Origin of the sequence: Sulfuricystis multivorans (assembly GCF_003966565.1) — a bacterium.
GTDB classification, from domain to species: domain Bacteria; phylum Pseudomonadota; class Gammaproteobacteria; order Burkholderiales; family Rhodocyclaceae; genus Sulfuricystis; species Sulfuricystis multivorans.
Map to the genome: position 1 here is coordinate 188,765 of NZ_AP018718.1, position 22,301 is coordinate 211,065.

The 22,301-nt window shown below is 65.1% G+C and carries 21 protein-coding genes; 9 read left to right on the forward strand and 12 right to left on the reverse strand.

Going from position 1 to position 22,301, the window contains the following annotated elements; all coding sequences use genetic code 11:
• Positions 1 to 57: 57 nt before the first annotated feature.
• The 5 genes from EL335_RS00910 to trxA form a co-directional block, all read right to left on the reverse strand.
• Positions 58 to 1,290 (reverse strand): type III-B CRISPR module-associated Cmr3 family protein, encoded by a 1,233-nt coding sequence (locus EL335_RS00910; protein ID WP_126443812.1) that lies wholly within the window; start codon positions 1,288 to 1,290, stop codon positions 58 to 60.
• On the reverse strand, positions 1,287 to 4,349 hold the full coding sequence (gene cas10, locus EL335_RS00915; protein ID WP_126443813.1) for a type III-B CRISPR-associated protein Cas10/Cmr2: 3,063 nt from the start codon (positions 4,347 to 4,349) through the stop codon (positions 1,287 to 1,289). The genes EL335_RS00910 and cas10 overlap by 4 nt, the downstream gene beginning before the upstream one ends.
• On the reverse strand, positions 4,346 to 5,572 hold the full coding sequence (locus EL335_RS00920) for an RAMP superfamily CRISPR-associated protein (RefSeq protein ID WP_126443814.1): 1,227 nt from the start codon (positions 5,570 to 5,572) through the stop codon (positions 4,346 to 4,348). The genes cas10 and EL335_RS00920 overlap by 4 nt, the downstream gene beginning before the upstream one ends.
• A gap of 10 nt (positions 5,573 to 5,582) precedes the next feature.
• Positions 5,583 to 6,131, reverse strand: coding sequence for a hypothetical protein (locus EL335_RS00925; protein ID WP_126443815.1), 549 nt, complete (start codon positions 6,129 to 6,131; stop codon positions 5,583 to 5,585).
• 75 nt (positions 6,132 to 6,206) lie between these two features.
• Positions 6,207 to 6,593 carry a thioredoxin gene (gene trxA, locus EL335_RS00930; RefSeq protein ID WP_126443816.1) on the reverse strand — a complete coding sequence of 129 codons (387 nt, stop codon included), beginning with the start codon at positions 6,591 to 6,593 and terminating at the stop codon, positions 6,207 to 6,209.
• A gap of 61 nt (positions 6,594 to 6,654) precedes the next feature.
• On the opposite strand from trxA, the gene gluQRS reads away from it, so the two are divergent.
• A complete protein-coding gene (gene gluQRS / locus EL335_RS00935) occupies positions 6,655 to 7,581 on the forward strand; it encodes a tRNA glutamyl-Q(34) synthetase GluQRS (RefSeq protein WP_126443817.1) in 927 nt (308 codons plus the stop codon).
• Here gluQRS and clsB read toward each other — a convergent pair.
• Together clsB and EL335_RS00945 are read right to left on the reverse strand one after the other, a co-directional pair.
• A complete protein-coding gene (clsB, locus tag EL335_RS00940; protein WP_126447572.1) occupies positions 7,547 to 8,710 on the reverse strand; it encodes a cardiolipin synthase ClsB in 1,164 nt (387 codons plus the stop codon). The two genes, gluQRS and clsB, sit on opposite strands and share 35 nt — an antisense overlap.
• A 2-nt stretch (positions 8,711 to 8,712) precedes the next feature.
• Positions 8,713 to 9,483 carry an endonuclease/exonuclease/phosphatase family protein gene (locus tag EL335_RS00945; RefSeq protein WP_284155391.1) on the reverse strand — a complete coding sequence of 257 codons (771 nt, stop codon included), beginning with the start codon at positions 9,481 to 9,483 and terminating at the stop codon, positions 8,713 to 8,715.
• Positions 9,484 to 9,528: 45 nt separating this feature from the next.
• On the opposite strand from EL335_RS00945, the gene EL335_RS00950 reads away from it, so the two are divergent.
• The gene (locus tag EL335_RS00950) at positions 9,529 to 10,008 is read left to right on the forward strand and encodes a PaaI family thioesterase (protein ID WP_126443818.1); all 480 of its coding nucleotides are present in this window, start codon (positions 9,529 to 9,531) and stop codon (positions 10,006 to 10,008) included.
• Positions 10,009 to 10,032: 24 nt separating this feature from the next.
• On the opposite strand, the gene nadA is transcribed toward EL335_RS00950, so the two are convergent.
• Positions 10,033 to 11,130: a quinolinate synthase NadA gene (gene nadA, locus EL335_RS00955; RefSeq protein ID WP_126443819.1), complete on the reverse strand. Its 1,098-nt coding sequence runs from the start codon at positions 11,128 to 11,130 to the stop codon at positions 10,033 to 10,035.
• Between the two features lie 45 nt (positions 11,131 to 11,175).
• Here nadA and EL335_RS00960 point away from each other — a divergent pair, with 45 nt between their 5' ends.
• The 5 genes from EL335_RS00960 (at position 11,176) to ntrC (ending at position 16,835) form a co-directional block, all read left to right on the forward strand.
• Positions 11,176 to 12,087: a cation diffusion facilitator family transporter gene (locus EL335_RS00960; RefSeq protein ID WP_126443820.1), complete on the forward strand. Its 912-nt coding sequence runs from the start codon at positions 11,176 to 11,178 to the stop codon at positions 12,085 to 12,087.
• Positions 12,088 to 12,338: 251 nt separating this feature from the next.
• Complete coding sequence (glnA, locus tag EL335_RS00965; protein WP_126443821.1) at positions 12,339 to 13,748, forward strand: type I glutamate--ammonia ligase; 1,410 nt, start codon at positions 12,339 to 12,341, stop codon at positions 13,746 to 13,748.
• Positions 13,749 to 13,833: 85 nt separating this feature from the next.
• Positions 13,834 to 14,316, forward strand: a complete 483-nt coding sequence (locus EL335_RS00970) for a DUF4124 domain-containing protein (RefSeq protein WP_126443822.1) — start codon at positions 13,834 to 13,836, stop codon at positions 14,314 to 14,316.
• Positions 14,317 to 14,355: 39 nt separating this feature from the next.
• Positions 14,356 to 15,435, forward strand: coding sequence for a nitrogen regulation protein NR(II) (gene glnL, locus EL335_RS00975; protein ID WP_126443823.1), 1,080 nt, complete (start codon positions 14,356 to 14,358; stop codon positions 15,433 to 15,435).
• Positions 15,432 to 16,835 carry a nitrogen regulation protein NR(I) gene (gene ntrC, locus EL335_RS00980; protein ID WP_126443824.1) on the forward strand — a complete coding sequence of 468 codons (1,404 nt, stop codon included), beginning with the start codon at positions 15,432 to 15,434 and terminating at the stop codon, positions 16,833 to 16,835. Before glnL ends, ntrC begins: the two co-directional genes overlap by 4 nt.
• On the opposite strand, the gene EL335_RS00985 is transcribed toward ntrC, so the two are convergent.
• Complete coding sequence (locus EL335_RS00985) at positions 16,836 to 17,453, reverse strand: YXWGXW repeat-containing protein (protein ID WP_284155392.1); 618 nt, start codon at positions 17,451 to 17,453, stop codon at positions 16,836 to 16,838. It abuts the gene before it with no gap.
• Between the two features lie 124 nt (positions 17,454 to 17,577).
• Here EL335_RS00985 and EL335_RS00990 point away from each other — a divergent pair, with 124 nt between their 5' ends.
• Complete coding sequence (locus tag EL335_RS00990; RefSeq protein ID WP_126443825.1) at positions 17,578 to 18,342, forward strand: biotin--[acetyl-CoA-carboxylase] ligase; 765 nt, start codon at positions 17,578 to 17,580, stop codon at positions 18,340 to 18,342.
• On the forward strand, positions 18,339 to 19,055 hold the full coding sequence (locus tag EL335_RS00995) for a type III pantothenate kinase (RefSeq protein ID WP_126443826.1): 717 nt from the start codon (positions 18,339 to 18,341) through the stop codon (positions 19,053 to 19,055). Before EL335_RS00990 ends, EL335_RS00995 begins: the two co-directional genes overlap by 4 nt.
• On the opposite strand, the gene EL335_RS01000 is transcribed toward EL335_RS00995, so the two are convergent.
• From EL335_RS01000 to EL335_RS01010, 3 genes are read right to left on the reverse strand one after another with little or no spacing between them, the layout of a single operon-like run.
• Complete coding sequence (locus tag EL335_RS01000) at positions 19,039 to 19,941, reverse strand: hypothetical protein (RefSeq protein ID WP_284155393.1); 903 nt, start codon at positions 19,939 to 19,941, stop codon at positions 19,039 to 19,041. The genes EL335_RS00995 and EL335_RS01000 overlap by 17 nt on opposite strands.
• Before the next feature lie 29 nt (positions 19,942 to 19,970).
• Positions 19,971 to 20,759, reverse strand: a complete 789-nt coding sequence (locus EL335_RS01005; RefSeq protein WP_284155394.1) for a hypothetical protein — start codon at positions 20,757 to 20,759, stop codon at positions 19,971 to 19,973.
• An 18-nt stretch (positions 20,760 to 20,777) separates the two neighbouring features.
• Positions 20,778 to 22,295 carry a caspase family protein gene (locus EL335_RS01010; RefSeq protein ID WP_126443828.1) on the reverse strand — a complete coding sequence of 506 codons (1,518 nt, stop codon included), beginning with the start codon at positions 22,293 to 22,295 and terminating at the stop codon, positions 20,778 to 20,780.
• Positions 22,296 to 22,301: the final 6 nt, after the last annotated feature.

The window sequence follows — 22,301 nt, forward strand, 5'->3', positions numbered from 1 at the left end:
CAAGACCGTATCGAATGCTCATGGCGAATCAGCCCGATCTCAATGGACAATCTGGGGTCAAGTCCCGCGGGCGATTGCAACGCGGTTGAAGCCTTCGGCGCGGCGTGGGTTGGCATCGTAATCGCGTTCCTGCCACAAACCGCGTTCCACAAGCTTGCGAAGCGCCTCGGCGGTCATGCCCTCGTCGAGCTCGAGCCACCAAACGCTGCCGGTCGGGGCGGCGCGTTGGGCGGGCTTGGGTTGCCATTGGGAGAGATCCCAGCCGGAGACGACCTCGAAGCGCGGCACGGCCGCCGAGACGATCCAGCCGGCAACGCCGTGCAGATCGAAGCGGATGGCGCCATCTTCGCGGCGCTGACTGGCATCGGCGCCGATGGGCAGCCAGCCCGCCCTCACCCCTGGGCCCTCTCCCGGCGGGAGAGGGGAGCCGAAGATGCCCGGCGTGGTGAGCACCAGGCGACAGCGGCGCGCGCGCACGATGTCGTCGTAATAGGGTTCGGGCGCCTGCCAGTCCGCCCCGGTGATCGCGGCGGCGCGTCCATCACCTCCCAACCGCACCGGGCCCGTTTGCGGCAGCGTGGCGCCCGCGACCGTGGCGAGAAAGCCGGTATCAAAGGCTGCGCCGCGCGGGTCGGGATGGTGCCGCTGGCGCAGGGCCACGGCCTGCACGGAAAAGAGCCTGCCTTCGGCGGCGCTGCGCGTGGCTTCATCGAGTCCCACCCCCACGCGCAGATCGAGCGCCCACAGGTCGGACGATCTGACGAGTTCGTCAGCTTCCGGGATGTGCCCTGCCAGGTACTTGCGCCAGCCCGCCTCGGTGAGCCAATAGCCGGAGGCCGGCTTTTGCCGCTGGCTTTCCGCGAGCACCGGCACGAGCGGCAGCGGCGCGGAGCTGGCAAGCCCTTGGGCAAGGCGCGTGGGCGCAAGGTTTCGGACCGTCACCGTGGGTTTCCCGGCCTTTTCTTGCCCATCAACGATCACCAGGTCCGCCGGTGGCGCATGAAGTGCTTCGACCCGCCCGTCGGCGAAACGACGCGCAAGCTGAAAGGCCGTGACAGTGAATGTCCCGGGTCGCTGGGGCGTGCCCAGCTGCGGGTGCGAAACCTCGCCGCGCGCAAATGCGGCAAGGTCGATGCCCGCATCGGCGAGCAGGCGGCTGCGCAGCGCGCCGGCCGCCGCCGACGGCCAGGGCGGCACGAGCGATTCGCCAAAGCTGCCCGGATCGCCGAAGAGCTTGTTGCCGCGCAGGAAAAGCACATCGAGCGGGTCGAGAAAAACGGTCTGGCTCATGCGGCATTCTCCACTGAAGTTGCCTCGAACGGCTGGCCAAAAGCGCGCGTCTCGCGGGCGAGGAATTCGGCCACGCCGAGAAAATTGGCCAGCCAGCGCTTGGCATCGTTCTGTGCTACGGCAAGGGCGGTGAGCCGTTGGGCGAGCCGCGGCGCGTTCTTTTTGGTCGCGCCGCCCGACTGCCGCGCGAGCTGGTAGGCAAGCAGATCCACCAGCATCTCGGGATTCGTCTTGGGGTCCGGCAGGTCGGTCAGCCACTGCAGGCTGTGATACACCGCCCGGCGCGAGGTCTCGGGCGCGGCCAGATAGCGGATCGTCTCTTGCAGGCATTTCACCGGCTCACCCCAGCGGGCGGTGAGAGTGAGCGCCCCGCCCGAGCGCTTGATGACGGTGATGGAGAACGCGTCACGCCCGCCTTCTTTTTTCGCGCGTTGTTCCGCGGCGCGAAGTTCCCGCAGCACGGCGGCAAGCGGCGCCTGGTGGTGGGCAATGACTGCGCCCGTGGAGGCCGTGGCATTGGGCCCCATCATGCGCATCAGCTGCCCGTTGAGGTAGGCAAACCCGCTCTTACACACCAGCGTGCCGCGTTTGCGCAGCTCGCCCCAGTCAACGTTCTCGTCTTCCGGCACCGTGCCGCTGTAAGCATGGCGCAGCCGCTCCATGCAGGGAAGCAGATCCGCCACCGGCAGCATCGCGAGCACGTCGTCGCCGCCGGCGTAGATCACCCGGCCGAGGAATTCCTCCTCGACCACATGGCGCACGACGGTCTGGGAGAAGTCGTTCAACGCGCACGATATGGCCAGATGGCGGTTAGGTGAGATCGGGCGTTTTTGCTCTCCGTACTGGCGAATAAGCGGCTGTTTGGCAGCATGCGCGTCGAAGCCCTTTTGCACCTGCGGATGGAAGCTTTTCCGATAGGCAATGGCGGTGCCCGTGTTTTCGTCACCCGAGAGGATCGCGCCCATGCGGTCGCCGTCCATCATGAAAAGCGCGAAGTAGGTTTCCAGACGGACTTCGTCCTTGCCACATACCGCACCCAGGCTTTTCTTGACCTGTTCCTGCGCCTTTTTCAAGGCCGTGCCGTCATCCTCCGCCTCGCGCGCCGCTTCGAGCAGCCCCGGCAGGCGCTTGGCATCCGCGAGCGCGGGGTTCTTGGCATGGCGCCGCGCGAGGCGGCGGGGTAGCGCCACCGGCTCGGCCCCTTTCAGGGCTTCTGCGGCGCCAGCGGCGGTGAAGCCGCCTTTCTCCAACCACTGGTCGAGCTGGTGGGCGAGCGCCATCGTGTGGGTGGAGACGACGAAACGGCCGATCTCCTTCTTCTCGCCGCGCTCGCCCGCCGCCAGCGCCTTGCCCACCTCTTCGGCGAAGATGGTCGGCCACAGCCGCTTGATCGCCGAGAGCGCGCCGAGGTGTTCGCCTTTCTTCGCCCAAGAGGGTTTCCTCGCGGCGATGCGCGTCCAGAGCGTGTCTTGCCGCTGGCCTGGAGGCAGGGTGAGTTGGCTGCGGTCGGTGGCGAGCCATTCGGCTTCGCCCGTGAGCGATTCGCGCCATCCCACCTGTTCGAGCCGATCGAAGGTGCGTGCCGCCTTGGCCGCCGCCAGCACCCGCTCGGCCAGGTCATAGACCGCAGGATAGAGCACGCCTGGGTTGGGCGCGAAGAAGGTGGTGCCATCGCCCCAGTCGATTTCCTTCTGCAGTGCCTGCCAGGCCGGCGTGGCGAGAAAGCCGCAAGGCTGCCCCGACTCCACGCCAAAGAAAGGCGCCATCGCGGCGGAAAGGCCGCTTGTGTCGAGATTGGTTTGCTTGGCTGGATCGCGCGCGCGAATGAGCGAGAAGGGCACTACAGCCCAGTACGCTTCGGGGAAACCGGCAAGCTGTTCTTTCATCTGCTCGTAGGGCGTGCAGGTGGTTTCGACATCGAAGCCGGCCTCATGAAGCAGGCGCGAGACCACATCGTCGCCGAGTCTTTTGAGCCAGCCGCGCACCGCTTCCGTGACCTTTTCGGCAATCGCCCGCGCTTGGCTCGCCGGCACCACGGCGACGAAGCGGTTGGGGAGCGCCGCGGAGAAAAGCGGGCTGGCGTCGGTGCCTGCGCGCATCCATTCGCACTGCGCGAACAGCTCGTCAGGCAAACCCATCTGATCGCGCAGCCACAGGTCCACCTGGGGAATGCCTCGCAAACGGGGAAAGAGGATCGCATCCGGCCCGAGCTCTTCGCACACCGGTCGCATGGCCTCCCAGCTCAAACGCGAGAGCAAATGCGAGCCGGCCCACAGATCGTCCATCTTGCGCGCCGCGGCGATGAAGGGCTGCACCGGACCGATCGAGAGCGCCAGGAGCGCCGCCTCGCCGTTGGGATCGGCGGCAAACGCGCCCGCGAAGGCCGAGGTGAGATCGAGATGATCCCAGATCGAGTGATCCGGCACGCGCGTGTCGGCGGGTAGCAGCGGCCATAGCGCGCCAAGCTTGCCGTTGTCCGCTTCTTCGCCGATCTCGGGGCCAAAGCGCCAGAAGGCGAGCAACACCTTGCGCAGGTCTAGCGCCGCCTCTTCCTTTGCGCCGAGCGACACGAGCAGGCGCGAGGAGTGATCGAAGCTGCGCTGCTTGATGTCCGCAAGATCGCTGTCGGCCAGACCGCCGTTCTTCCTCAGGTCGAACTGGGCGCCAGTGAGGGGATGGATCAGCACCGGCTGTTTCGTCCAGCGCACCTGCGCCCAGTCGGCGATCTTGAGCGTCTGCTGTTCGCCCGTTTTCGTGGTGACGGTGATTTCCTGCATCGGCCACTGCGGGCGGTCGGCCGCCGCGGCCCACCAATCGGCGCGCTGGACATGGCGGTAAATGGAAAGCGGCAGACCCTTCTTGAAGAGCACCGTGGAGAGTGCTTCGTCATTGTCCGGATCGATGGTTTCTGGGGGTTGATCGAGGCCGAGCAGACGCTTGAGCGCGCGCGAGGTGCCGTTTTCGTGTCCGGCGGGGTCGCGCAGCAGCACCAGCGCCTTCTCCGCCGGATCATGCAGCCGCGCGGCGAGTTTGGTTTGCCAGAGGATGTCGTCAGTCATGCCTTACTCCGGGATAGCTTCACGCCGTCGAGCTGAGCCTTCTGTTTGGCCAGAGCCTCACGGTCGGCGTTGGCGCAGTAACTTCGCTGTGCGGGCGTTTGCGTCAGCGCATCGAGAAACTGGTGCACGCACTTCCACAGCCTTTCGATCGCCGCGCGATCTGGGCCGAACGCCAACGGCGGCAGGTGGGGCATGTGGAAGATCACGCCTTTGAGCTTGCCATCCTCGGTGCGGCGGACCTTGAAGCGCATCTGGTTGGGCAGGCGCAGATTCAGGGAGAACGTCTCATTACCCCGCCGTTCTTTGTCCCATGGTTTTACAGCATGATGGGTCACAGGATAGGCCAGCCAGTGGCGGTCTTGAGGCTTGCCATGCTCAATGCCATTGGGATTATCGCGCTTGTCGTCCAGTTGCTTGTCTTCGAACCGGAACTGCGTTCGAAGCCCGATCTTGACGATCGCCAGAGTCCGCATCAGCGCCTTCCAATCGTCGTGCGGCGCGGTTTCCCAGATGAGCGCGCCCTTCTCGTCTTTGCCGATGGCGTGGGGCCAGTCGAGCTCGAGGCAGTCGCGCCAGAGGCGTAGCGGTAGGCCCTCATCCCCGGCCCCTCTCTCACCAGAAGAAGGGAGCAGCTCGTAGGAACCCCAGCCGTTGCGCGAGCGGCCGCCGAGCGTGCCAAAGCGGTGCATCAGATGGAGGGATCGTTCGATACGCGGCACATTTGTTTCCAGAAGGCGCTCCAGTTCTGGCTCTGCATGCGTGGTCGGATAGGCAAACGCAATCTGCGCCTGTTCGTCTGCCTGTAGGGCGGCATGCACCTTTTTGCTTAATTTTGTGTTTCCGCGCCCATCTAGAGGGCCGTAGCCCAGGTAGGCATGCGGGCCCACCTTGTATGCCGTTTTTTGCGTTTCTGGATGAGTCACTGTCGCCTGCTCCAGCCCTTGCCAGCTTTTGAGCTTTCCCGAATCCCAGCGCTCGAGCCGGATCCTGACCATGCTCTTGCGGAAATCGTTTTCCAGCCAGGCATTGCCAAACAGCAGCCCCTCCTCGCGCCGCAGGTCGGCAATGCTCACGCGATAGCCGTGATCGGCGGCATAAGCCACGCGCCACCAGTGGCGCAGCTCGTGCTTGATCGGCGGCGTGCGCCAGCGGCCGTTTTGCTTGGCGTCGCCCAGGAACGCAGGGGTATTGAAACGCAGGGTGAAGGTTTCCGTTTTCATCATGGCCGTGGACTCAGCTTGGGCGTAAAGATGGCCTGTGTGACGTGGCATCAGTGAGACTACAAGCTTGCAGCGCCGATTGCGCCTTCGCGCGGATTTCGATCGCGTCCTTCTGCAGCAGCAATGCGGCGGCGCCGCCGTAGGGGATGCAATTGCAGCGGGCCGCTATCTTGCCAAGCCCCCCATCCTCGGCCTGGTTGTAGCGCTCGAAACCGGAGGCCAAGCGATCGGCGGTGGCGATGATCCACTGCAGGAAGGTATCCGGCTTATGGTGGCGCGCCGCGGCGTTGATCAGGGAATCGTCGGCATCAAGGACATCGGGCTTGGCGAAGGGTGGGCCCATCTGCAGCTCGCGCCGCGGCAACAGGTGTTCGAGGGCGAAAAAGCCGGCCGAGGTGTAGGCGGCATGGATGTGGGTGAAACGACCGTCCCATTGCGGGCAGTCGAGCGTCTTCAAGGCATCGAGCCGCTCGCGCGGGACGTCAAGCCGCGCGCGTTCGGCAAACTTGCCCAGATCGTGCATGAGCGCCGCCAAGGCGACGCGACAGGATAAGTCGAGCATATCCCCTCCCTGAATGCGAGAGGATTATGCATAACGGGCAGGGGGCGCGCAAGCGCGGCAAGCTTGCGGCGGGTTTCACTGCCGCTGCTGCTGTTCCTCGGCGGCGATCTCGGCTTCGATCTCGGCGCGCACGGCGTCCATGTCGAGCGCCTTGACCTGCTCGATCAGCTGGTCGAGCGCGGCCGGCGGCAGGGCGCCGGCTTCGGCGTAGAGGATGATCTGGTCGCGGAACACCATCAGCGTCGGGATCGAGCGGATGTTGAAGCCGGCGGCCATCTCGCGCTCTTCTTCGGTGTTGACCTTGCAGAAGGCGATCTCGGGGTATTTCTCCGCGGCGGCCTCGAAGGTCGGCGCGAAGGAACGACACGGCGCGCACCAGTCGGCCCAGAAGTCGATGATGACGATGTCGTTGTTGTTGATGACATCCTTGAAGTTGTGCGAGGTCAGCTGAATGGTGGCCATCGGGCGCTCCGTTTCGTTGGGTGGAAAATGCGCATACTACCCGTTCGTCGCAAATGTCGCCATGACTCGAGTGACTACATCTTCCTGCGGCCGTTTCGCCCCGTCGCCGACCGGGCCGCTGCATTTCGGCTCGCTGATCGCCGCGCTGGGTTCGTGTCTCGAGGCGAAGGCGCGCGGTGGAACCTGGCTCGTGCGCATCGAGGATGTCGACCGTCCGCGCTGCCGGCCCGAGTATGCGGCGGAGATTTTGCGCACCTTGGAGGCGTTCGGTTTCGAGTGGGATGGCGAGGTGCTGGTTCAGAGCCGGCGCACGGCTCGTTACCGAGAGGTGCTGGAAACCTTGCAGCGCCAGGGGGCCGTCTATCCCTGCGGTTGCACGCGGGCGGAGTTGGCCGCAGCATCACCCGGTGTCGATGGCGCGCCGGTGTATCCCGGCACCTGCCGCGAAGGATTGCCGCCGGGCAAGAAACCGCGCGCCTGGCGCTTGCGTGTTTCGGGCGCGATCGACTTCGTCGATTTGGTGCAGGGGCCGCAGCATCAGGATCTCGCGCGCGAGGTGGGCGATTGCGTGTTGTTGCGCGCCGATGGGCTGTTTGCCTACCAGCTCGCGGTGGTGGTCGATGATGCCGATCAGGGTGTCGATCACGTGGTGCGCGGCGCGGACTTGATCCATTCGACGGGGCGGCAGATCTTCCTGCAGCGGCTGCTCGGCTTGCCCACGCCGCAGTATGCCCACCTGCCGGTGGCGGTCGATGCGACGGGCGCGAAGCTTTCCAAGCAGACCAAGGCTCGACCCATCGAGGCGCGGGATGCGCCTGCCGCGCTGATCGCCGCGGCGCGCTTTCTCGGCTTGAACCCGCCCGCGTCGCTGTGCCGCGCCACCAGCGCCGAGTTTTGGCGCTGGGCACGTGAGCACTGGTCTTTGGCACGGGTGCCGAAGCAGGTATCCGCGCCTATTCCCGATAATCCTCGCCGCCATAGCGCGTGACGCCGAGCATCAGCCGCACCAGTCCATAGGCCAGCCAGCGCAAGGTTCGGGCGAGCCGGCCGCGGCGGCGGAATTCCGCGGCGGTGATCTCGACGGCGTCTTCGCGGATCGCCCGCTCGAGGCTGGCGCGCAGGAGGTCGGTAAAACGGCCGTCCTCGATGATGACATTGGCTTCGCGGGCGAGCAGCAGGCTGAACGGGTCGATGTTCGAGGAACCGACCGTCGCCCAGTCGCCGTCGATCGCCCCGACCTTGGCATGCAAGAAGCCCTTGCGGTATTCGAAGATGCGAATGCCATTGTCGAGCAGCTGGCCGTAGAGCGCCTGCGTCGCGTAATGCAGCAGCGCGTATTCGACCTGGCCTTGCAGGAGCACCGTCACATGGCAGCCGCGCCGCGCGGCGTCGATCAGCGCGTGGCGGAAGCGTCGGCCGGGCAGGAAATAGGCGTTCGCGATCAGCACGTCGCGCCGCGCGCCGGTGAGTGCTTCGAGATAGGCTTGCTCGATGTCGCGGCGATGGCGCAGGTTGTCGCGCACGACGAAGGCGGCGGCGACGTCGCCGATGGCGGCGGGTTGCCCACAGGGATCCAGCGGCGCCTTGGGCGGCCGGCGCCCAAGGCGCGCCCAGTCGACCAGCCGCCACAGGTGCAGCATGCTCGCGCAGATCGGCGCCACCAGCGGCCCTTCGATGCGTAATGCATAGTCGAAGCGCGGCCCGAGCCCCGGCGTATCTTCGTCGTCGATGATGTTGATGCCACCGACGAAGGCGAGGCGGCCGTCGATGACGGCCAGCTTGCGGTGCAGCCGGCGCAGGCGGTTACGCCGCAGGGAGAGCCGCGCCAATTCAGGCCGATAGATTTCGACCTGGCCGCCGGCGGAGACGATCTCGCGACCGACGCCGTCAGGAAAGTCACGCGCGCCGAAGCCATCGACCAGCACGCGCACCGCGACACCGCGCTGCGCCGCGGCGGCCAGTGCAGTGGAGACGGCGCGGCCGGTGGTATCGGCGGCGAAGATGTAGGTTTCGAGCTGGATCGAGTGCTGGGCCGCATCGATCGCGGCCAGCAGCGCCGGAAAATATTGGGCGCCGGTTTCCAGCAGCGTGATGCGGTTGCCGGGCAGGAAATCCACGCTCACGGCGTGCCGGCGGTCGCTTGGAACGACAGACGGGCGGTCAGCGCGGCGTGGTCGGAAAGCATCGACCAAGGGGGGCCGTGATGCACCGCGCAGTCTTCGACGGCCAGTCCGCGCACATAGATGCGGTCCAGCCGCAAGATCGGCAGCGCGGCCGGGAAGCTGCGCGTCGGCCGCCGTGTGGCCGGGTCGGCGGCGGCGAACACTTCGGCCAGATTGAGCCGTGGGGCCAGTATCTCGCAGGCGCGGCCGCGCCAGTCGTTGAAGTCGCCGGCGATGATGAGCGGGGCATCGGGCGGCACGTTGGCTTCGATGAAAGCGGCGAGCGCAGCGTACTGGTGGCGACGCGAACGGCCGAACAGCGATAGGTGCGCGCAGACGCAGTGCAAGGGCACCGGCAGGTCCGGCACCGCGACGACGCAGTAGAGCAGGCCGCGCTTTTCGAAACGCAGCCGCGTGACATCCTGGTTGTGCGAGGCGAGGATCGGGAAGCGCGTCAGGATCGCATTGCCGTGATGACCGTGGTCATAGACGACATTGCGGCCATAGACGCGGTTTTCCCAGACCTCGGCGGCGAGGAATTCGTGCTGTGGCTCTTCTGGCCAGGCTTCGAAGCGTTCGGCGTGGCCCTCGTGGTGGCCCACCACCTCCTGGAGGAAGACGATGTCGGCGTCGAGCGCGCGCAGCCGCTCGCGTAGCTCATGCACCACCATGCGGCGGTTGAATTGTGAGAAGCCTTTGTGGATGTTCCAGGTGGCGATCGTAAGCACCGGATCATTTTACGTATGATTCGCCAAACCCATCAGGAGGCCCAGATGAACCCCCCGCTTGCATTCCAGGATGCCTACCCCGACGATCTCGCGCATTGCTACGGCTGCGGCAAGAACAATCCGCACGGCCACCAGCTGAAAAGCCATTGGGCCGAGGAGGGCCGGGAAACCGTCGCGCATTTCACGCCGCAGCCGTATCACACGGCGATTCCCGGCTTCGTCTATGGCGGACTGATCGCCTCGTTGATCGACTGCCACGGCACCGGCACGGCCTCGGCCGTCGCCTATCGCGCCGCGGGCCGGGAACCAGGGAGCCTGCCGGCGCTGCGTTTCGTCACTGCGTCGCTGAAGGTGGATTTCCTCGCGCCGACGCCGTTGGGCGTGGAGCTCAAGCTGCGCGGCGTGCCGGTCGAAGTGAAGGAGAAAAAGATCGTCGTCGATATCGAGGTCTTCGCCAACGGCAAGCTCACCGCGAAGGGTCAGGTGATCGCGGTGCGCATGCCGGAGACGATGACGCCGCGGTAAGTGCCTTCCCGAAGCCGCCGAGTTTCAGGAGGCGTCGAGCATCCGTTCCAGCGCGATCTTGGCGAGCTTCGCTTCGTGCTCGGGCACCTCGATCCGATTGACGACGTTGCCGGCGGCGAGGTTTTCCAGCGTCCAGGCCAGATGCTGCGGGTCGATGCGCTGCATCGTCGAGCACATGCAGACCATGTCGGCCATGAACTCCACGATCTTGCCTTGCGGCGCCACTTCCTTCGCCAGCCGCTCGACGAGGTTCAATTCGGTGCCGACCAGCCAGCGCGTGCCGGCGGGTGACTCCTTGACGACGCGAATGATGGTTTCCGTCGAGCCAACCACGTCTGAAGCCGCGCAGACCTCGAAGCAGCATTCCGGATGCGAGATCACCTTGCCTTCGGGATGCTGGGCGCGGAAGCGTTCGATTCTCTGCGGCCGGAACATCTGATGCACCGAGCAGTAGCCGTGCCAGAGGATGATCTTCGCGCCGCGAATCTCTTCTGGGGTGAGGCCGCCCATCGGCAGGTCGGGGTTCCACAGCACCATCTGCTCGAGCGGGATGCCCATCTTGTGGCCGCTCCAGCGGCCCAAGTGCTGGTCGGGGAAGAACAGCACCTTCTCGCGCCGCGCGAACGACCAGTCGAGAATTTTCGACGCGTTCGACGAGGTGCAGACGATACCGCCGTGTTCGCCGCAGAAGGCTTTCAGATCGGCCGAGGAGTTGATGTAGGTGACCGGGGTGACGGTCTCATCCGGATCGAGCACGGTAGAAAGCTCACGCCAGCAGCGTTCGACCTTGGCCCGGTTGGCCATGTCGGCCATCGAGCAGCCGGCCGCCAGATCCGGCAGGATCGAGATCTGCTCAGGGCGCGAGAGGATGTCGGCGACCTCGGCCATGAAATGCACGCCGCAGAAGACGATGTATTCGGCGTCGGACTGCGAAGCCAGCCGCGAAAGCTTCAGTGAGTCGCCGGTGAGATCGGCATGGGCATAGACGTCGGCGCGCTGGTAGTGATGGCACAGGATCACGGCGCGCTCTCCGAGCTTGGCACGCGCGGCGGCGATGCGCGTCTGTGCGTCGCGGTCGGACAGCGCATTGAAGGGCGCGAAGTCGATCGTGGCGGTTTGCATGAAAGGTAGAATCCAGAACGTTCAGAACACGTCGAGTATAACGATTTGGCTACTTCGATTCCGACTTCCAACGGACCGGTCGATCCCGAACGCTTCCGCGAAGGCCAGCGCATCACCTGGGTGAGCGTCGTCGTCAATGTCGTGCTGACCGTGATGCAGGTGGTGATCGGTTTTGCTGCCAACTCGATGGCGCTGGTGGCCGACGCGATGCACACGCTCTCGGACATCGTCTCCGATGCCTTCGTGCTCTGGGCCAATCACAAAGGTTCGCAGGGCGCCGACGAGGAGCATCCCTACGGCCACGGCCGCTTCGAGACGGCCGCCTCGTTGGTGCTCGGCCTGCTCCTGACGATCACCGGCGCGGGCATCCTCCTCTCGGCCGCCGGCCGCCTGCAGAACCTCGGCGCCTTGCCGCCGGTGGGCATCGCGGCGATGTGGGCGGCGATCATCACCCTGATCGGCAAGGAAGGTCTGTTCCGCTACATGCTCAAGGTCGCCCGGCGCTTGCGCTCGCCGATGCTGATCAGTAATGCCTGGCATGCGCGCGCCGATGCGCTTTCGTCGCTGGTGGTCGCCGCCGGAGTGGGCGGCGCGCTGCTGGGATTTGCGTTCGCCGATGCGGTGGCGGCGATCGTGGTGGGCGCAATGATCGTCAAGGCGGGCCTGGGTTTCGCCTGGGAAGCGATGCGCGAGCTGATCGACACGGGCCTGCCGGCCGAGGAGGTCGCGGCGATCCGCCAGACGCTCCTTGCCACGCCGGGCGTCGAGGATCTCCACGAGCTGCGCACGCGGCGCATGGCGCACCGGGTGTTCGTCGATGTGCATCTGCAGGTCGATGGCGACATCAGCGTGCGTGAGGGACACGAAATCAGCGAGGTCGCAAGAAAACGGGTCCTCGCAGCACATCCGGAAGTCGTCGAGGTGTTGATCCACCTCGATGCAGAAAACGATAGCTGAAACACTGGATAAGTCTGCTGCGCGTCCGGATGGCTGTGTCGCGCCATGCTCGGATGTCCGTCCACCGATCATCCTGCGCACCAAGGTGGTGCAGCCGAAGATCGGAATGCACCGAATCGGTGCGCGGTGCGATGCTGTCTGATCGCCAACCCTTTGTGGCACAATGCCTTGCTAACGATGCCCCATGGCACGCTAAGTGCTATACCCTTCCGTTGCTTTTTTCTCGATCATTTTTTTCAGGAGCGTTTCTCATGACCCCCCAAGACGTCATCAAGATGGTGGAAGAAAAGGAAGTCAAGTTCGTCGATTTCCGTTTCACCGACACTCGCGGCAAGGAGCAGCACGTCGGCGTGCCGGTCTCCGCCTTCGGCATCGAGAAGTTCGAAGATGGCCATGCCTTCGACGGCAGCTCGATCGCCGGCTGGAAAGGCATCCAGGCCTCCGACATGCTGCTGATGCCCGATCCTGATACCGCCTATATCGATCCGTTCATGGATGAGACCACGCTGGTGCTCTCCTGCGACGTCGTCGAGCCCGCCGATGGCAAGGGCTATGACCGCGATCCGCGCTCGCTCGCCAAGCGCGCCGAGGCCTATTTGAAGAGCACCGGCATCGGCGATGCCGCCTATTTCGGCCCCGAGCCCGAGTTCTTCATCTTCGACAGCGTCGAGTGGAGAGTCGACATGTCGGGTTCTTATTGCAAGGTGTTTTCGGAAGAAGCGGCCTGGGCCGCTGCCGAGAAATTCGAAGGAGGCAACATCGGCCACCGTCCCGCCGTCAAAGGCGGCTATTTCCCGGTGCCGCCGGTCGATAGCCTCAATGACATCCGCGCCGCGATGGTGCTGGCGCTGGAAGAATGCGGCGTGCCGGTCGAGGTGCATCACCACGAAGTCGCCACCGCCGGCCAGTGCGAGATCGGCACCAAGTTCAATACGCTGGTGCGTCGCGCCGACTGGACCCAGCTGCTGAAATACATCGTGCATAACGTCGCGCACAGCTACGGCAAGACCGCGACCTTCATGCCGAAACCGATCGTCGGCGACAATGGCTCCGGGATGCACGTGCACCAGTCGATCTGGAAGGATGGCAAGAACCTCTTCGCCGGCAACGGCTATGCGGGGCTGTCCGAGTTCGCGCTCTACTACATCGGCGGCATCATCAAGCACGCGCGGGCGCTCAATGCGATCACCAACCCCGGCACCAACAGCTACAAGCGTCTGGTGCCCGGTTTCGAAGCGCCGGTCAAGCTTGCCTATTCCGCCCGCAACCGCTCGGCTTCGATCCGCATCCCGTTCGTGCAGTCCGACAAGGCGCGCCGCATCGAGGTGCGCTTCCCGGATCCGACCGCGAACCCGTATCTCGCCTTCGCGGCGATGATGATGGCGGGCCTCGATGGCGTGCAGAACAAGATCCATCCGGGCGATCCGGCCGACAAGAACCTCTACGACCTGCCACCGGAAGAGGATGCGAAGATCCCGACCGTCTGCTCCTCGCTCGATCAGGCGCTCGATCATCTCGACAAGGATCGCGAGTTCCTGACTCGCGGCGGCGTGTTCAGCAACGACTTCATCGATGCCTATATCGAGCTGAAGATGGAAGAGGTGACCAAGTTCCGCATGACCACGCATCCGGTCGAATACGAGATGTATTACTCGCTGTAAAAATCGGCGCTCGCCGGACGGCACGAAAAGACGGGCTCATGGCCCGTCTTTTTGTTCGACCTCGTTTTGGCATACACTTGTCGTCATGACGCAACGACTCTTGCCGCTCATCCTCACGGTCATCGTGCCTTACGCCTGGGCCGATACGCTCTACAAATGCACGGGACCCGACGGCCGCATCACCTACACGAACCAGAAGACGACCGGCAAGAACTGCGAAGTCATCTCGCAGGACAAGCCGGTCTCCACCTTTTCCCCGCCGCCGCGCAAGCAGCGTCAGGCCACGCCCGGCGATTTCCCCCGCGTCAATGGTGACCAGCAGAAGGCGCGCGATGCCGAGCGGCGCGCGATTCTGGAAAAAGAGCTCGCCAACGAGCAGAAGAATCTCGAGGCGGCGAAGAAGGAGCTGGCGGAACAGGAAAACCTGATCCTGCCGGAAGAACGTATCGTCGGTGGCGGGATCAAAGGCGCGCAACGCGAGGCACGCATCCAGAACTACCGCGACAAGGTGCAGCTGCATGAACGCAACATCGAATCGTTGCAGCGGGAACTCGCGAACCTGAGGTAGCGACGCCTCTCTGGCGCAATTCTTGCTGCGGCCTCGGCCATGAACGCGCATACCGAATCTGGTCTGGCCGGTCTCGACCTGCTTTCCTCCGCGGTGATCCTGCTCGATGGCGAGCTGCGCATCCGCCATTGCAATCCCGCGGCGGAAAACCTGTTTGCCGTCAGCCAACGCACCTGCCTCGGTCTGCCGCTGGCACAGCTGCTCGGCAGCCCCCCGGCCCTGATGAAGGCTCTGGACAATGCGCTCGCCAACCGCTGGAGCTACACCGGCCACGACATCCTCGTTGCGCGCGCTCGAGGCGAGCCGCTCCATCTCGACTGTACCGTGACCCCGGTCGACCTACCGGGAGTGAAGCTGCTGCTGGAATTCCGCCCGATCGACCAGCAACTCAAGGCGGCGCGCGAGGCGCGCGAAGCCGTGCAGCAGCGCGCCAACCAAGAGCTGATCCGCAATCTCGCCCACGAGATCAAGAATCCGCTCGGCGGCATCCGCGGTGCGGCGCAACTCCTGGCACGCGAGCTCGCTGCGATGGACAACGCGGCAACGCTCAACGAGTACACGAATGTCATCATCGCCGAGGCCGACCGGCTGCAGGCGCTGATGCAGCGTCTACTCTCCTCGCATCGCGCGATGCAGCCGACGCCGCTCAACATCCACGAGCTCCTCGAGCACGTGCGGCGCCTGATCCAGGCCGAATTCCCCGATGTAGAGGTGCGCCGTGACTATGATGTTTCATTGCCCGCGCTCACCGGCGATCGCGAACAGCTGATCCAGGCGATCCTCAACATCGAACGCAATGCCGCCCAGGCGATGAATGGCGTGGGAGAGATCCTCGTCCGCACCCGTGCCCTGCGCCAGGCAACCCTCGCTCGCAAGCGCCATCGCCTCGCGCTCGAGGTGCAGATCATCGACAACGGCCCCGGCATTCCGGAAGAGATCCGCGAGCGCATCTTCTATCCGCTGGTCTCCGGCCGCGCCGAAGGCACCGGTCTGGGGCTGGCGCTGGCGCAGACCTTCGTCCAGCAGCATCATGGCAGCATCGAGGTCACCTCGCGACCCGGGCATACCTGCTTCGCGCTGCGCCTGCCGCTCGGCCAGGAAGAAAGGATGACGACATGAACGCCGTTTGGATCATCGATGACGATCGCTCGATCCGCTGGGTGCTGGAAAAGGCGCTCGCGCGCGAAGACCTGAGCAGTGCGAGTTTCGGCTCGGCCGACGAGGCGCTGGCCAGGCTCGCCGCAGGTGAAGCGCCCCGCGTGCTGATTTCCGACATCCGCATGCCGGGTACCTCGGGCCTCGAACTGCTGCGGCAAGTGAGAGAAAAGCACCCCAATCTGCCGGTCATCATCATGACCGCCTATTCCGATCTCGACTCGGCCGTCGCGGCGTTCCAAGGGGGCGCCTTCGAATATCTACCCAAGCCGTTCGATGTCGATCAGGCCGTGGCGCTGGTCAGACGGGCGCTGGCCCAGGGAGAGCCGCAAGCCAACGATGCCGCGGGCGCGCTCCTCGCGCCGGAAATCCTCGGCCAGGCGCCGGCGATGCAGGAGGTATTCCGCGCCATCGGCCGACTCAGCCAAGCCAATGCCACGGTGCTGATCAATGGCGAATCCGGCACCGGCAAGGAGCTCGTCGCGCGTGCCCTGCACCGCCACAGCCCGCGCAAGGATGGCCCCTTCATTGCCATCAACACCGCGGCGATCCCGCGCGAGCTGCTCGAATCCGAGCTCTTCGGCCACGAAAAGGGCGCTTTCACCGGGGCGACGAGTTTGCGGCGCGGCCGCTTCGAGGAGGCGGCGGGCGGCACGCTTTTCCTCGACGAGATCGGCGACATGCCGTCGGAATTGCAGACGCGGCTGTTGCGCGTGCTTTCCGACGGTCAGTTCTATCGCGTCGGCGGCCATCAGCCGTTGCGCGCCAACGTGCGCATCATTGCCGCCACCCACCAGGATCTCGAAGCGCGCGTCATGGCCGGCCTGTTCCGCGAGGACCTGTTCCACCGCTTGAACGTCATTCGGCTGCGCCTGCCGCCGCTGCGCGAGCGGCGCGAGGACATCCCGCTCTTGGCGCGTCATTTCCTCGCGGCAAGCGCCCGGGAACTGGGCGTCGAACCCAAGCGGCTGTCCGATGCCGCGCTCCGCTTCCTGCAGGCGGCGCCCTGGCCGGGCAACGTGCGGCAGCTGGAAAACCTCTGTCACTGGCTGACGGTGATGGCGCCTGGCCAGACGATCGAGATCGACGATCTGCCGGCGGAAATGCGCGCAGCGCCCCAAGCAGCGCCAGCCGGCGCCGACTGGCTCGCGCACCTGGCTGCGGCGGCCGACGAGCACCTCAACCGTGAACCCGGCGCCGTCTGGGAAAAGCTCAGTCAGGCCTTCGAAGCGATGCTGATCCGGCGGGCGCTGGCCGCCACGGGCGGTCGGCGCGCCGAGGCGGCGCAGCTTCTGGGCATCGGCCGCAACACGCTCACGCGCAAGATCGACGAGCTCGGCCTGGACGAGGGCAAGACCGGCTGATCACGGTCGCTGGCCGTCACGGAAGTCCGGGCGGCCGTCACCATCGCGGTCACGCCAGCGGCGATCGTCGCGCCGCTCATCCCGCCGACTGTCGCGGCCGCGATCATCACGCTCTACGCGCGGCGGCTCGGCGCGGCGTTCCTGCAAGCGACCGGGATCGACGACCATCGGCCGGCGGCTCTCAAGCTCGCTGCGTGGCGGTTCCGGTCGCTCAGAGGGACGGGGTGCGGCGCCGGGGAGGGGGTAGGGCTCGACATGCGGCGGCGGTGCGGGTGGAACGACGACGCGGGGCGGTTCGCCGCGCTCCCAGCGGCCGCCATAAGGTCGCCAGTGGTCATCATGCCGTTCCCAACGACGCGGTACCCAAACGTACCCAGGCCGCGGCGCTTCCCAACGACCCGGCACCCAGACGTAGCGGGTACCCACCCAGTCCCAATAGCCGCCGATCCAGACGTAACCGACCACCGGCGGCGGAACGACATATTCGACGCGCGGTGGCGGTGGCGCAACGCGCACGATGGGCGGCTCATAATAGGGGTCGTATTCCGGATAAGCGGCGCAGCCGGCAAACAGCAGCGCCGTTCCGGCCAGAATCGTCATCAGTGGCAAGGGTTTCATTTCTCTCTTCCCGGATCGAGGCGGATGCAAACACGATAACGCAGGCCGCGGACAATGGTCAGCAGTTTGTTACAAACACTTGCAATTGCTCGGCGGCAGGCTGCTCCGGCGGTATAGTTTCACGATGCTTGATCTTTCCGTCTTCGTCCAGGCGCTCGGCGCCGATGCCCGCTATTTCGATGCCGAGCTGCTGCCGGAATGTGTTTCGACCAACGCGCTGCTGCTCGCCCGTGCCGAGGCCGGCGCAGCTTCGGGCACCGTGATCGTCGCCGAAAGACAGACGGCCGGTCGGGGGCGGCGGGGACGGGCATGGCTTTCCGCGCCCGGCGACAGCCTGACCTTTTCGCTGCTGTGGCGTTTCGCGCCCGGAACCCTGCCGCAAGGGCTGTCGCTGGCGGCCGGACTGGCGCTCACCCAGGCGCTCGCGAAAGTCGGCGCTGGCGATACGGCACTGAAATGGCCCAATGACGTGATGAAAGACGGCAAGAAGCTTTCCGGCATCCTCGTCGAACTGGTGCCTGGCGCACCGCATGCGGCGGTGATCGGCATCGGCATGAACCTGAGGCTACCTGCCGCGATGCCGGAAGAATTGCGCGCCAATAGCGCCGCGCTCGATCTCGATACCGATCCGAACATCCTGCTCGCGGCGATCCTGGTCGAGCTCAGAGCGACCCTGGAGGTCTTCGGCGCGCAAGGGTTTTCCGCGCTGCGCGAGCAGTGGCGGGCGCGCCATGCCTTCGAGGATGCGCCGATCCGGCTTTTCCATGATTTCGCGTCGCCGCGTGCCGGCATCTGCCGGGGCGTCGATCGCGATGGCGCGCTGTTGTTCGAGAGCGACGGGCGCATCGAGCGCGTGCTCGCGGGCGAAATCTCGTTGAGGCCGGCATGATCCTCTGCATCGACGCCGGCAATACGCGACTCAAATGGGGGCTACACGACCGCAGCCGCTGGCTGGCGAAGGGCGTTGTCGCGCACGAGGGCATCGCGACGCTGGCCCTGCCCGCGCCGGTGCAGCGCGTCGTGGCTTGCAACGTCGCCGGCAACGCAGTTGCGGGGCAGATCGAAGCCCTTGCCCGCAGCCTCGCTGCGCCACTCGAATGGTTCGTCAGCAGCGCCGCCTGCTGCGGCGTGACGAACGGCTACGGCCGCCCGGAGCAGCTCGGGGCCGACCGCTGGGCGGCGCTGATCGGCGCGCGCGGCCTGCATGCGGGGCCGGCGCTCGTCGTCATGGCGGGCACGGCCACCACCGTCGACGCCCTCGGCGCCGACGGCCGCTTCCTCGGCGGGCTGATCCTGCCGGGACTCGAATTGATGCGTCGGACGCTCGCCCGCAATACCGCCAGCCTGCCGGAGGCGCGCGGGCGCTATCAGGAACTTCCGACCAATACCGATGATGCGATCGAAAGCGGCGCTCTGCATGCGACGCTCGGTGCGATCGAGCGGATGGCGAAAGCGGCATGCCGCTCCACCAGCGCCGGATTTCGCGTGCTGCTCTCGGGCGGCGCGGCCGAAGCCTTGGCGCCGCATCTCGATCTGCCGCTGCGGCGCATCGACGATCTGGTGCTCGAAGGGCTCTCGCGCGTCGCTATTTCTTCTTCGTAGTCTTTTTCGCGGCAGCCTTGGCGGCCGGTTCCGGAGCAGGCGGAGGTTCCGGGGCGGCGCCAGAGCCCTTGTGCTTGGCATCGATCTCCCAGACGAGCTTTTGCACCAGGCGCTGCACCATGCCATCGAGCGTGAGCCCCCCTTGCGCGGCTTGGGATATTCCCAATACCGAGGTGGCTTTCGCGCCGACCTCCATCTTCTCCTCGGTGTAGCCGATCGCCACCTGCTCGGTGGTATTGGCATCGAGGATCTTGTAACGCATGCCGATGATCCACACCCCGGTGCCTTCGTCGGTTTTGATCGACGCAACGGCTTGCCCGGCGGCATGACTTTCCTGGTCTTCCCCCAAGGTGCTCAGGATCTGCCCCAGGGCACGGCCATCGAAGCCCTGTTTCGCCTGCGCCACCTGCTCGGCCTTCAGGATGTCGAACTTGACCACCCATTTGGTCGTCTTCCACTTGCCTTTTTTTAGCAGCTTGCGTGCGGCGACCGGATCACCCATCGTGTAGGCAAGCTGGAACTCCTGCAACATCGGGCCCATGTCGGAACGCTCCAGCACGCCGAAATTGGCGCGTCCCAGTTCCAGCTCGGCGAAATCGGCGATGTTGTTCGGACCGAATTTCTGCGTGAAGGTGGCGTTGTTGCTCTTGATCTCGCCCGGAATGACGACGAGGTTGGGCCCCTTGATCGCGGCATTCTCATATTCGATCGGCTTGTACATCGCCTTGTCGGCCATTTCGTTGGCTTTCTGCGAAGTATCGGAGCCGGCGGTCGGCGAAGGATTGTCGGCATCCGCGGGCTTGAACGGGTTCGTTTGCAGGCAACCGGACAACATCGATCCAACACAAAGCGCGATGATTGCCGTGCGCTTCGCAATCGGCTTCATGGCTTTTCTCTCCCCTTGTTACGAACGAATCACTTGTAGCGGGAATCGATTTCCCAGACGAGTTTCTGCACCAGGCGCTGCACCATGCCATCGAGCGTCAGTCCCCCTTGGGCACCCTGCGAGATGCCCAGCACCGAGGTGGATTTCGCGCCGACCTCCATTTTCTCTTCGGTGTAGCCGGTCGCCACCTGCTCGGTGGTGTTGGCATCGAGGATCTTGTAGCGCATGCCGATGATCCAGACGCCGGTCGCCTCACCGGTCTGCACCGAGCCGACCGCGGTGCCGGCGGCGGCCGAGCCGCGCCCGCCGCCCAGGATGCCGATGATGCTGCCGATGGCGCCGCCATCGAAGCCTTCCTGTGCCTTGGCGACCTGCTCGGCTTTCAGCACGTCGAATTTGACCACCCATTTGGTCGTCTTCAACTTGCCTTTCTGCAATGTCTTCTGCGCGGCGGCGGGATCGCCCATCGTGTAGGCGAGCTGGAATTCCCTGAGTAGCGGCCCCATGTCGGCACGCTCCAGCACCGCGAAATTGGCGCGCCCGAGCTCCAGCTCGGCGAAATCGGCGATATTGTTCGGGCCGAACTTCTGCGTGAAGGTGGCATTGTTGCTCTTGATCTCACCGGGGATGACGACGAGAGCGGGACCGCGTTTGGCGGCATTCACATACTGGACGTCCTTGTACATCCCGCGCTCGGCCATCTCATTGGCCTTTTGCGAAGTCGAAGAGCCGGCGGTCGGCGAGGGGCTGTCGAACACCGGCTGGGCCGCCGTGGCCGTGGCGAACAGGAAAGCGGCGGCAAAGGGCAGGCAACGCATGGTCATCTCCTCGAAAGATCAATCGGAACAGTAATCGCCGAACAGGCGGCCGACGACTTCCTCGCTCTTCTCGTCCCACAACGCGCGGACCGTTTGCTGGCGGTTCGCGCCGCTGAAACTCGAACCGTACGCCGAGGTCGAGGCGACCGCATTGCCGTTTTTGAGCAGCAAGGTGAAGTCGGCGGTCAAATCCACTTCGTTGATGCCGACCAGGCGATTGATGCCTGACGCGGCGGTGATCTTGCCGCGCACGACGAAGTCGGCGCCCGCCTTGTTCGCGGCGAGTTTCACGCCGATGCTCTTCAGCTTCGCTTCCAGCGACTGGCGCACCACTTCGCCACCGCCGCTGCGATCGTCGAGCTGCAGGGCCACTTTCTTGTTGCGGATCATGTCGCGGCAGCCGATCGACAGGAACTCGGCGGCCTTGACGGTGGCCTGGCCTTCGTCGTCGGAGAAGCTGAACTTGCGCGCCGAGCCATAGACGCCGCCGGGTCGCGCCGCGGCCAGCCGGGTCGGAGCGGCAGGCGGCTGGCCGAAGGCGGGCGTTGGCGCTGCGCTCGCTGCAGGCGCGGCTGTCTGCCCGCCATCGGCCGTGCGCGTCTCGCTGCGCGCCAAGGTCTGCCGGCTCTTCATGGCTTGCAGGCGGTTTTTGGCCAGCTCGGCGAATCTGCCGTTTGGATATTGCGCGAGGTAGGACTCGAAATCTGCGCTGCTGTCCGAGTTGGCGATCGAGTTCCAGTAGGCGAGCTCGATCGCCGCATCGTCGGTCTGCTTGCCTGCCGGCGGCGGCACGAAATACATGTCGCCGCCTTTCAGGCTCGATTCCTCGCGCGGCGATTGACGGCGGCCGGCAAGCCTTTCCGATTCGATCTCGACCGCCTCGCGGGTACGCTTGAATACCTGCTCGACCGTCAATCCCGGCACCTTGACGTTGGCCATCAGATGCTTCGTGTAGAGACCGTTGCGATCCGAGCCGTCGAGCGCCTCGGTGCCCGGCGCGGTGGAAAAGGCGATCAGCGAACCGGAGGGCGCATCCATCGGCGCAAGCCCACGCGATTTGAGCGAGCGGGTCTTGAGGAACGGATTGTTGCGGCAGGCATCGAGCACGACGACATTGACGCGGTTTTTCGAGTCCTCCATGTAGCGCAGCACGAGATTGGCCGGCACGGCGTTCTTTTTCACCTCTTCCTCGTTGCGGATCGACTCATTGACGGGCAACAGATAGTTCTCGCCCTCGACCTGCACGCCGTGACCGGCGTAGTAGAACAGCGCGATGCCGTCGTTCCCCTTGATCCGCTCGCCGAAATCACGGATCGCCTGCATCATCGCCTCCTTGTTCTGGTTGGTGATCACGCGCGCATCGAAACCGATCTCCCGCAGGGTCTTCGCGAAATCGTTCGCGTCATTGACCGGGTTGTCGAGCGGCCCCAGCGAGTAGGCGGCATTGCCGATCAACAGCGCATAGTTTTTCGCCCAGGCGGGCGTGGCTGCACTCGCCGCGAGCGCGACGAGCCCGATCATCAGATAGCGGATCATGGAACG

Excerpts from the sequence above, each read along its gene's own strand:
- EL335_RS01005 (WP_284155394.1), bottom strand. The coding sequence starts at position 20,759 with ATGCGTTGCCTGCCCTTTGCCGCCGCTTTCCTGTTCGCCACGGCCACG.
- ntrC (WP_126443824.1), top strand. The coding sequence starts at position 15,432 with ATGAACGCCGTTTGGATCATCGATGACGATCGCTCGATCCGCTGGGTG.
- EL335_RS00910 (WP_126443812.1), bottom strand. The coding sequence starts at position 1,290 with ATGAGCCAGACCGTTTTTCTCGACCCGCTCGATGTGCTTTTCCTGCGC.
- EL335_RS00990 (WP_126443825.1), top strand. The coding sequence starts at position 17,578 with ATGCTTGATCTTTCCGTCTTCGTCCAGGCGCTCGGCGCCGATGCCCGC.
- EL335_RS00925 (WP_126443815.1), bottom strand. The coding sequence starts at position 6,131 with ATGCTCGACTTATCCTGTCGCGTCGCCTTGGCGGCGCTCATGCACGAT.
- cas10 (WP_126443813.1), bottom strand. The coding sequence starts at position 4,349 with ATGACTGACGACATCCTCTGGCAAACCAAACTCGCCGCGCGGCTGCAT.
- trxA (WP_126443816.1), bottom strand. The coding sequence starts at position 6,593 with ATGGCCACCATTCAGCTGACCTCGCACAACTTCAAGGATGTCATCAAC.
- EL335_RS01000 (WP_284155393.1), bottom strand. The coding sequence starts at position 19,941 with ATGAAGCCGATTGCGAAGCGCACGGCAATCATCGCGCTTTGTGTTGGA.
- EL335_RS00920 (WP_126443814.1), bottom strand. The coding sequence starts at position 5,572 with ATGATGAAAACGGAAACCTTCACCCTGCGTTTCAATACCCCTGCGTTC.
- EL335_RS00970 (WP_126443822.1), top strand. The coding sequence starts at position 13,834 with ATGACGCAACGACTCTTGCCGCTCATCCTCACGGTCATCGTGCCTTAC.
- EL335_RS00985 (WP_284155392.1), bottom strand. The coding sequence starts at position 17,453 with ATGAAACCCTTGCCACTGATGACGATTCTGGCCGGAACGGCGCTGCTG.
- gluQRS (WP_126443817.1), top strand. The coding sequence starts at position 6,655 with ATGACTCGAGTGACTACATCTTCCTGCGGCCGTTTCGCCCCGTCGCCG.
- EL335_RS00995 (WP_126443826.1), top strand. The coding sequence starts at position 18,339 with ATGATCCTCTGCATCGACGCCGGCAATACGCGACTCAAATGGGGGCTA.
- nadA (WP_126443819.1), bottom strand. The coding sequence starts at position 11,130 with ATGCAAACCGCCACGATCGACTTCGCGCCCTTCAATGCGCTGTCCGAC.
- glnL (WP_126443823.1), top strand. The coding sequence starts at position 14,356 with ATGAACGCGCATACCGAATCTGGTCTGGCCGGTCTCGACCTGCTTTCC.
- glnA (WP_126443821.1), top strand. The coding sequence starts at position 12,339 with ATGACCCCCCAAGACGTCATCAAGATGGTGGAAGAAAAGGAAGTCAAG.
- EL335_RS01010 (WP_126443828.1), bottom strand. The coding sequence starts at position 22,295 with ATGATCCGCTATCTGATGATCGGGCTCGTCGCGCTCGCGGCGAGTGCA.
- EL335_RS00950 (WP_126443818.1), top strand. The coding sequence starts at position 9,529 with ATGAACCCCCCGCTTGCATTCCAGGATGCCTACCCCGACGATCTCGCG.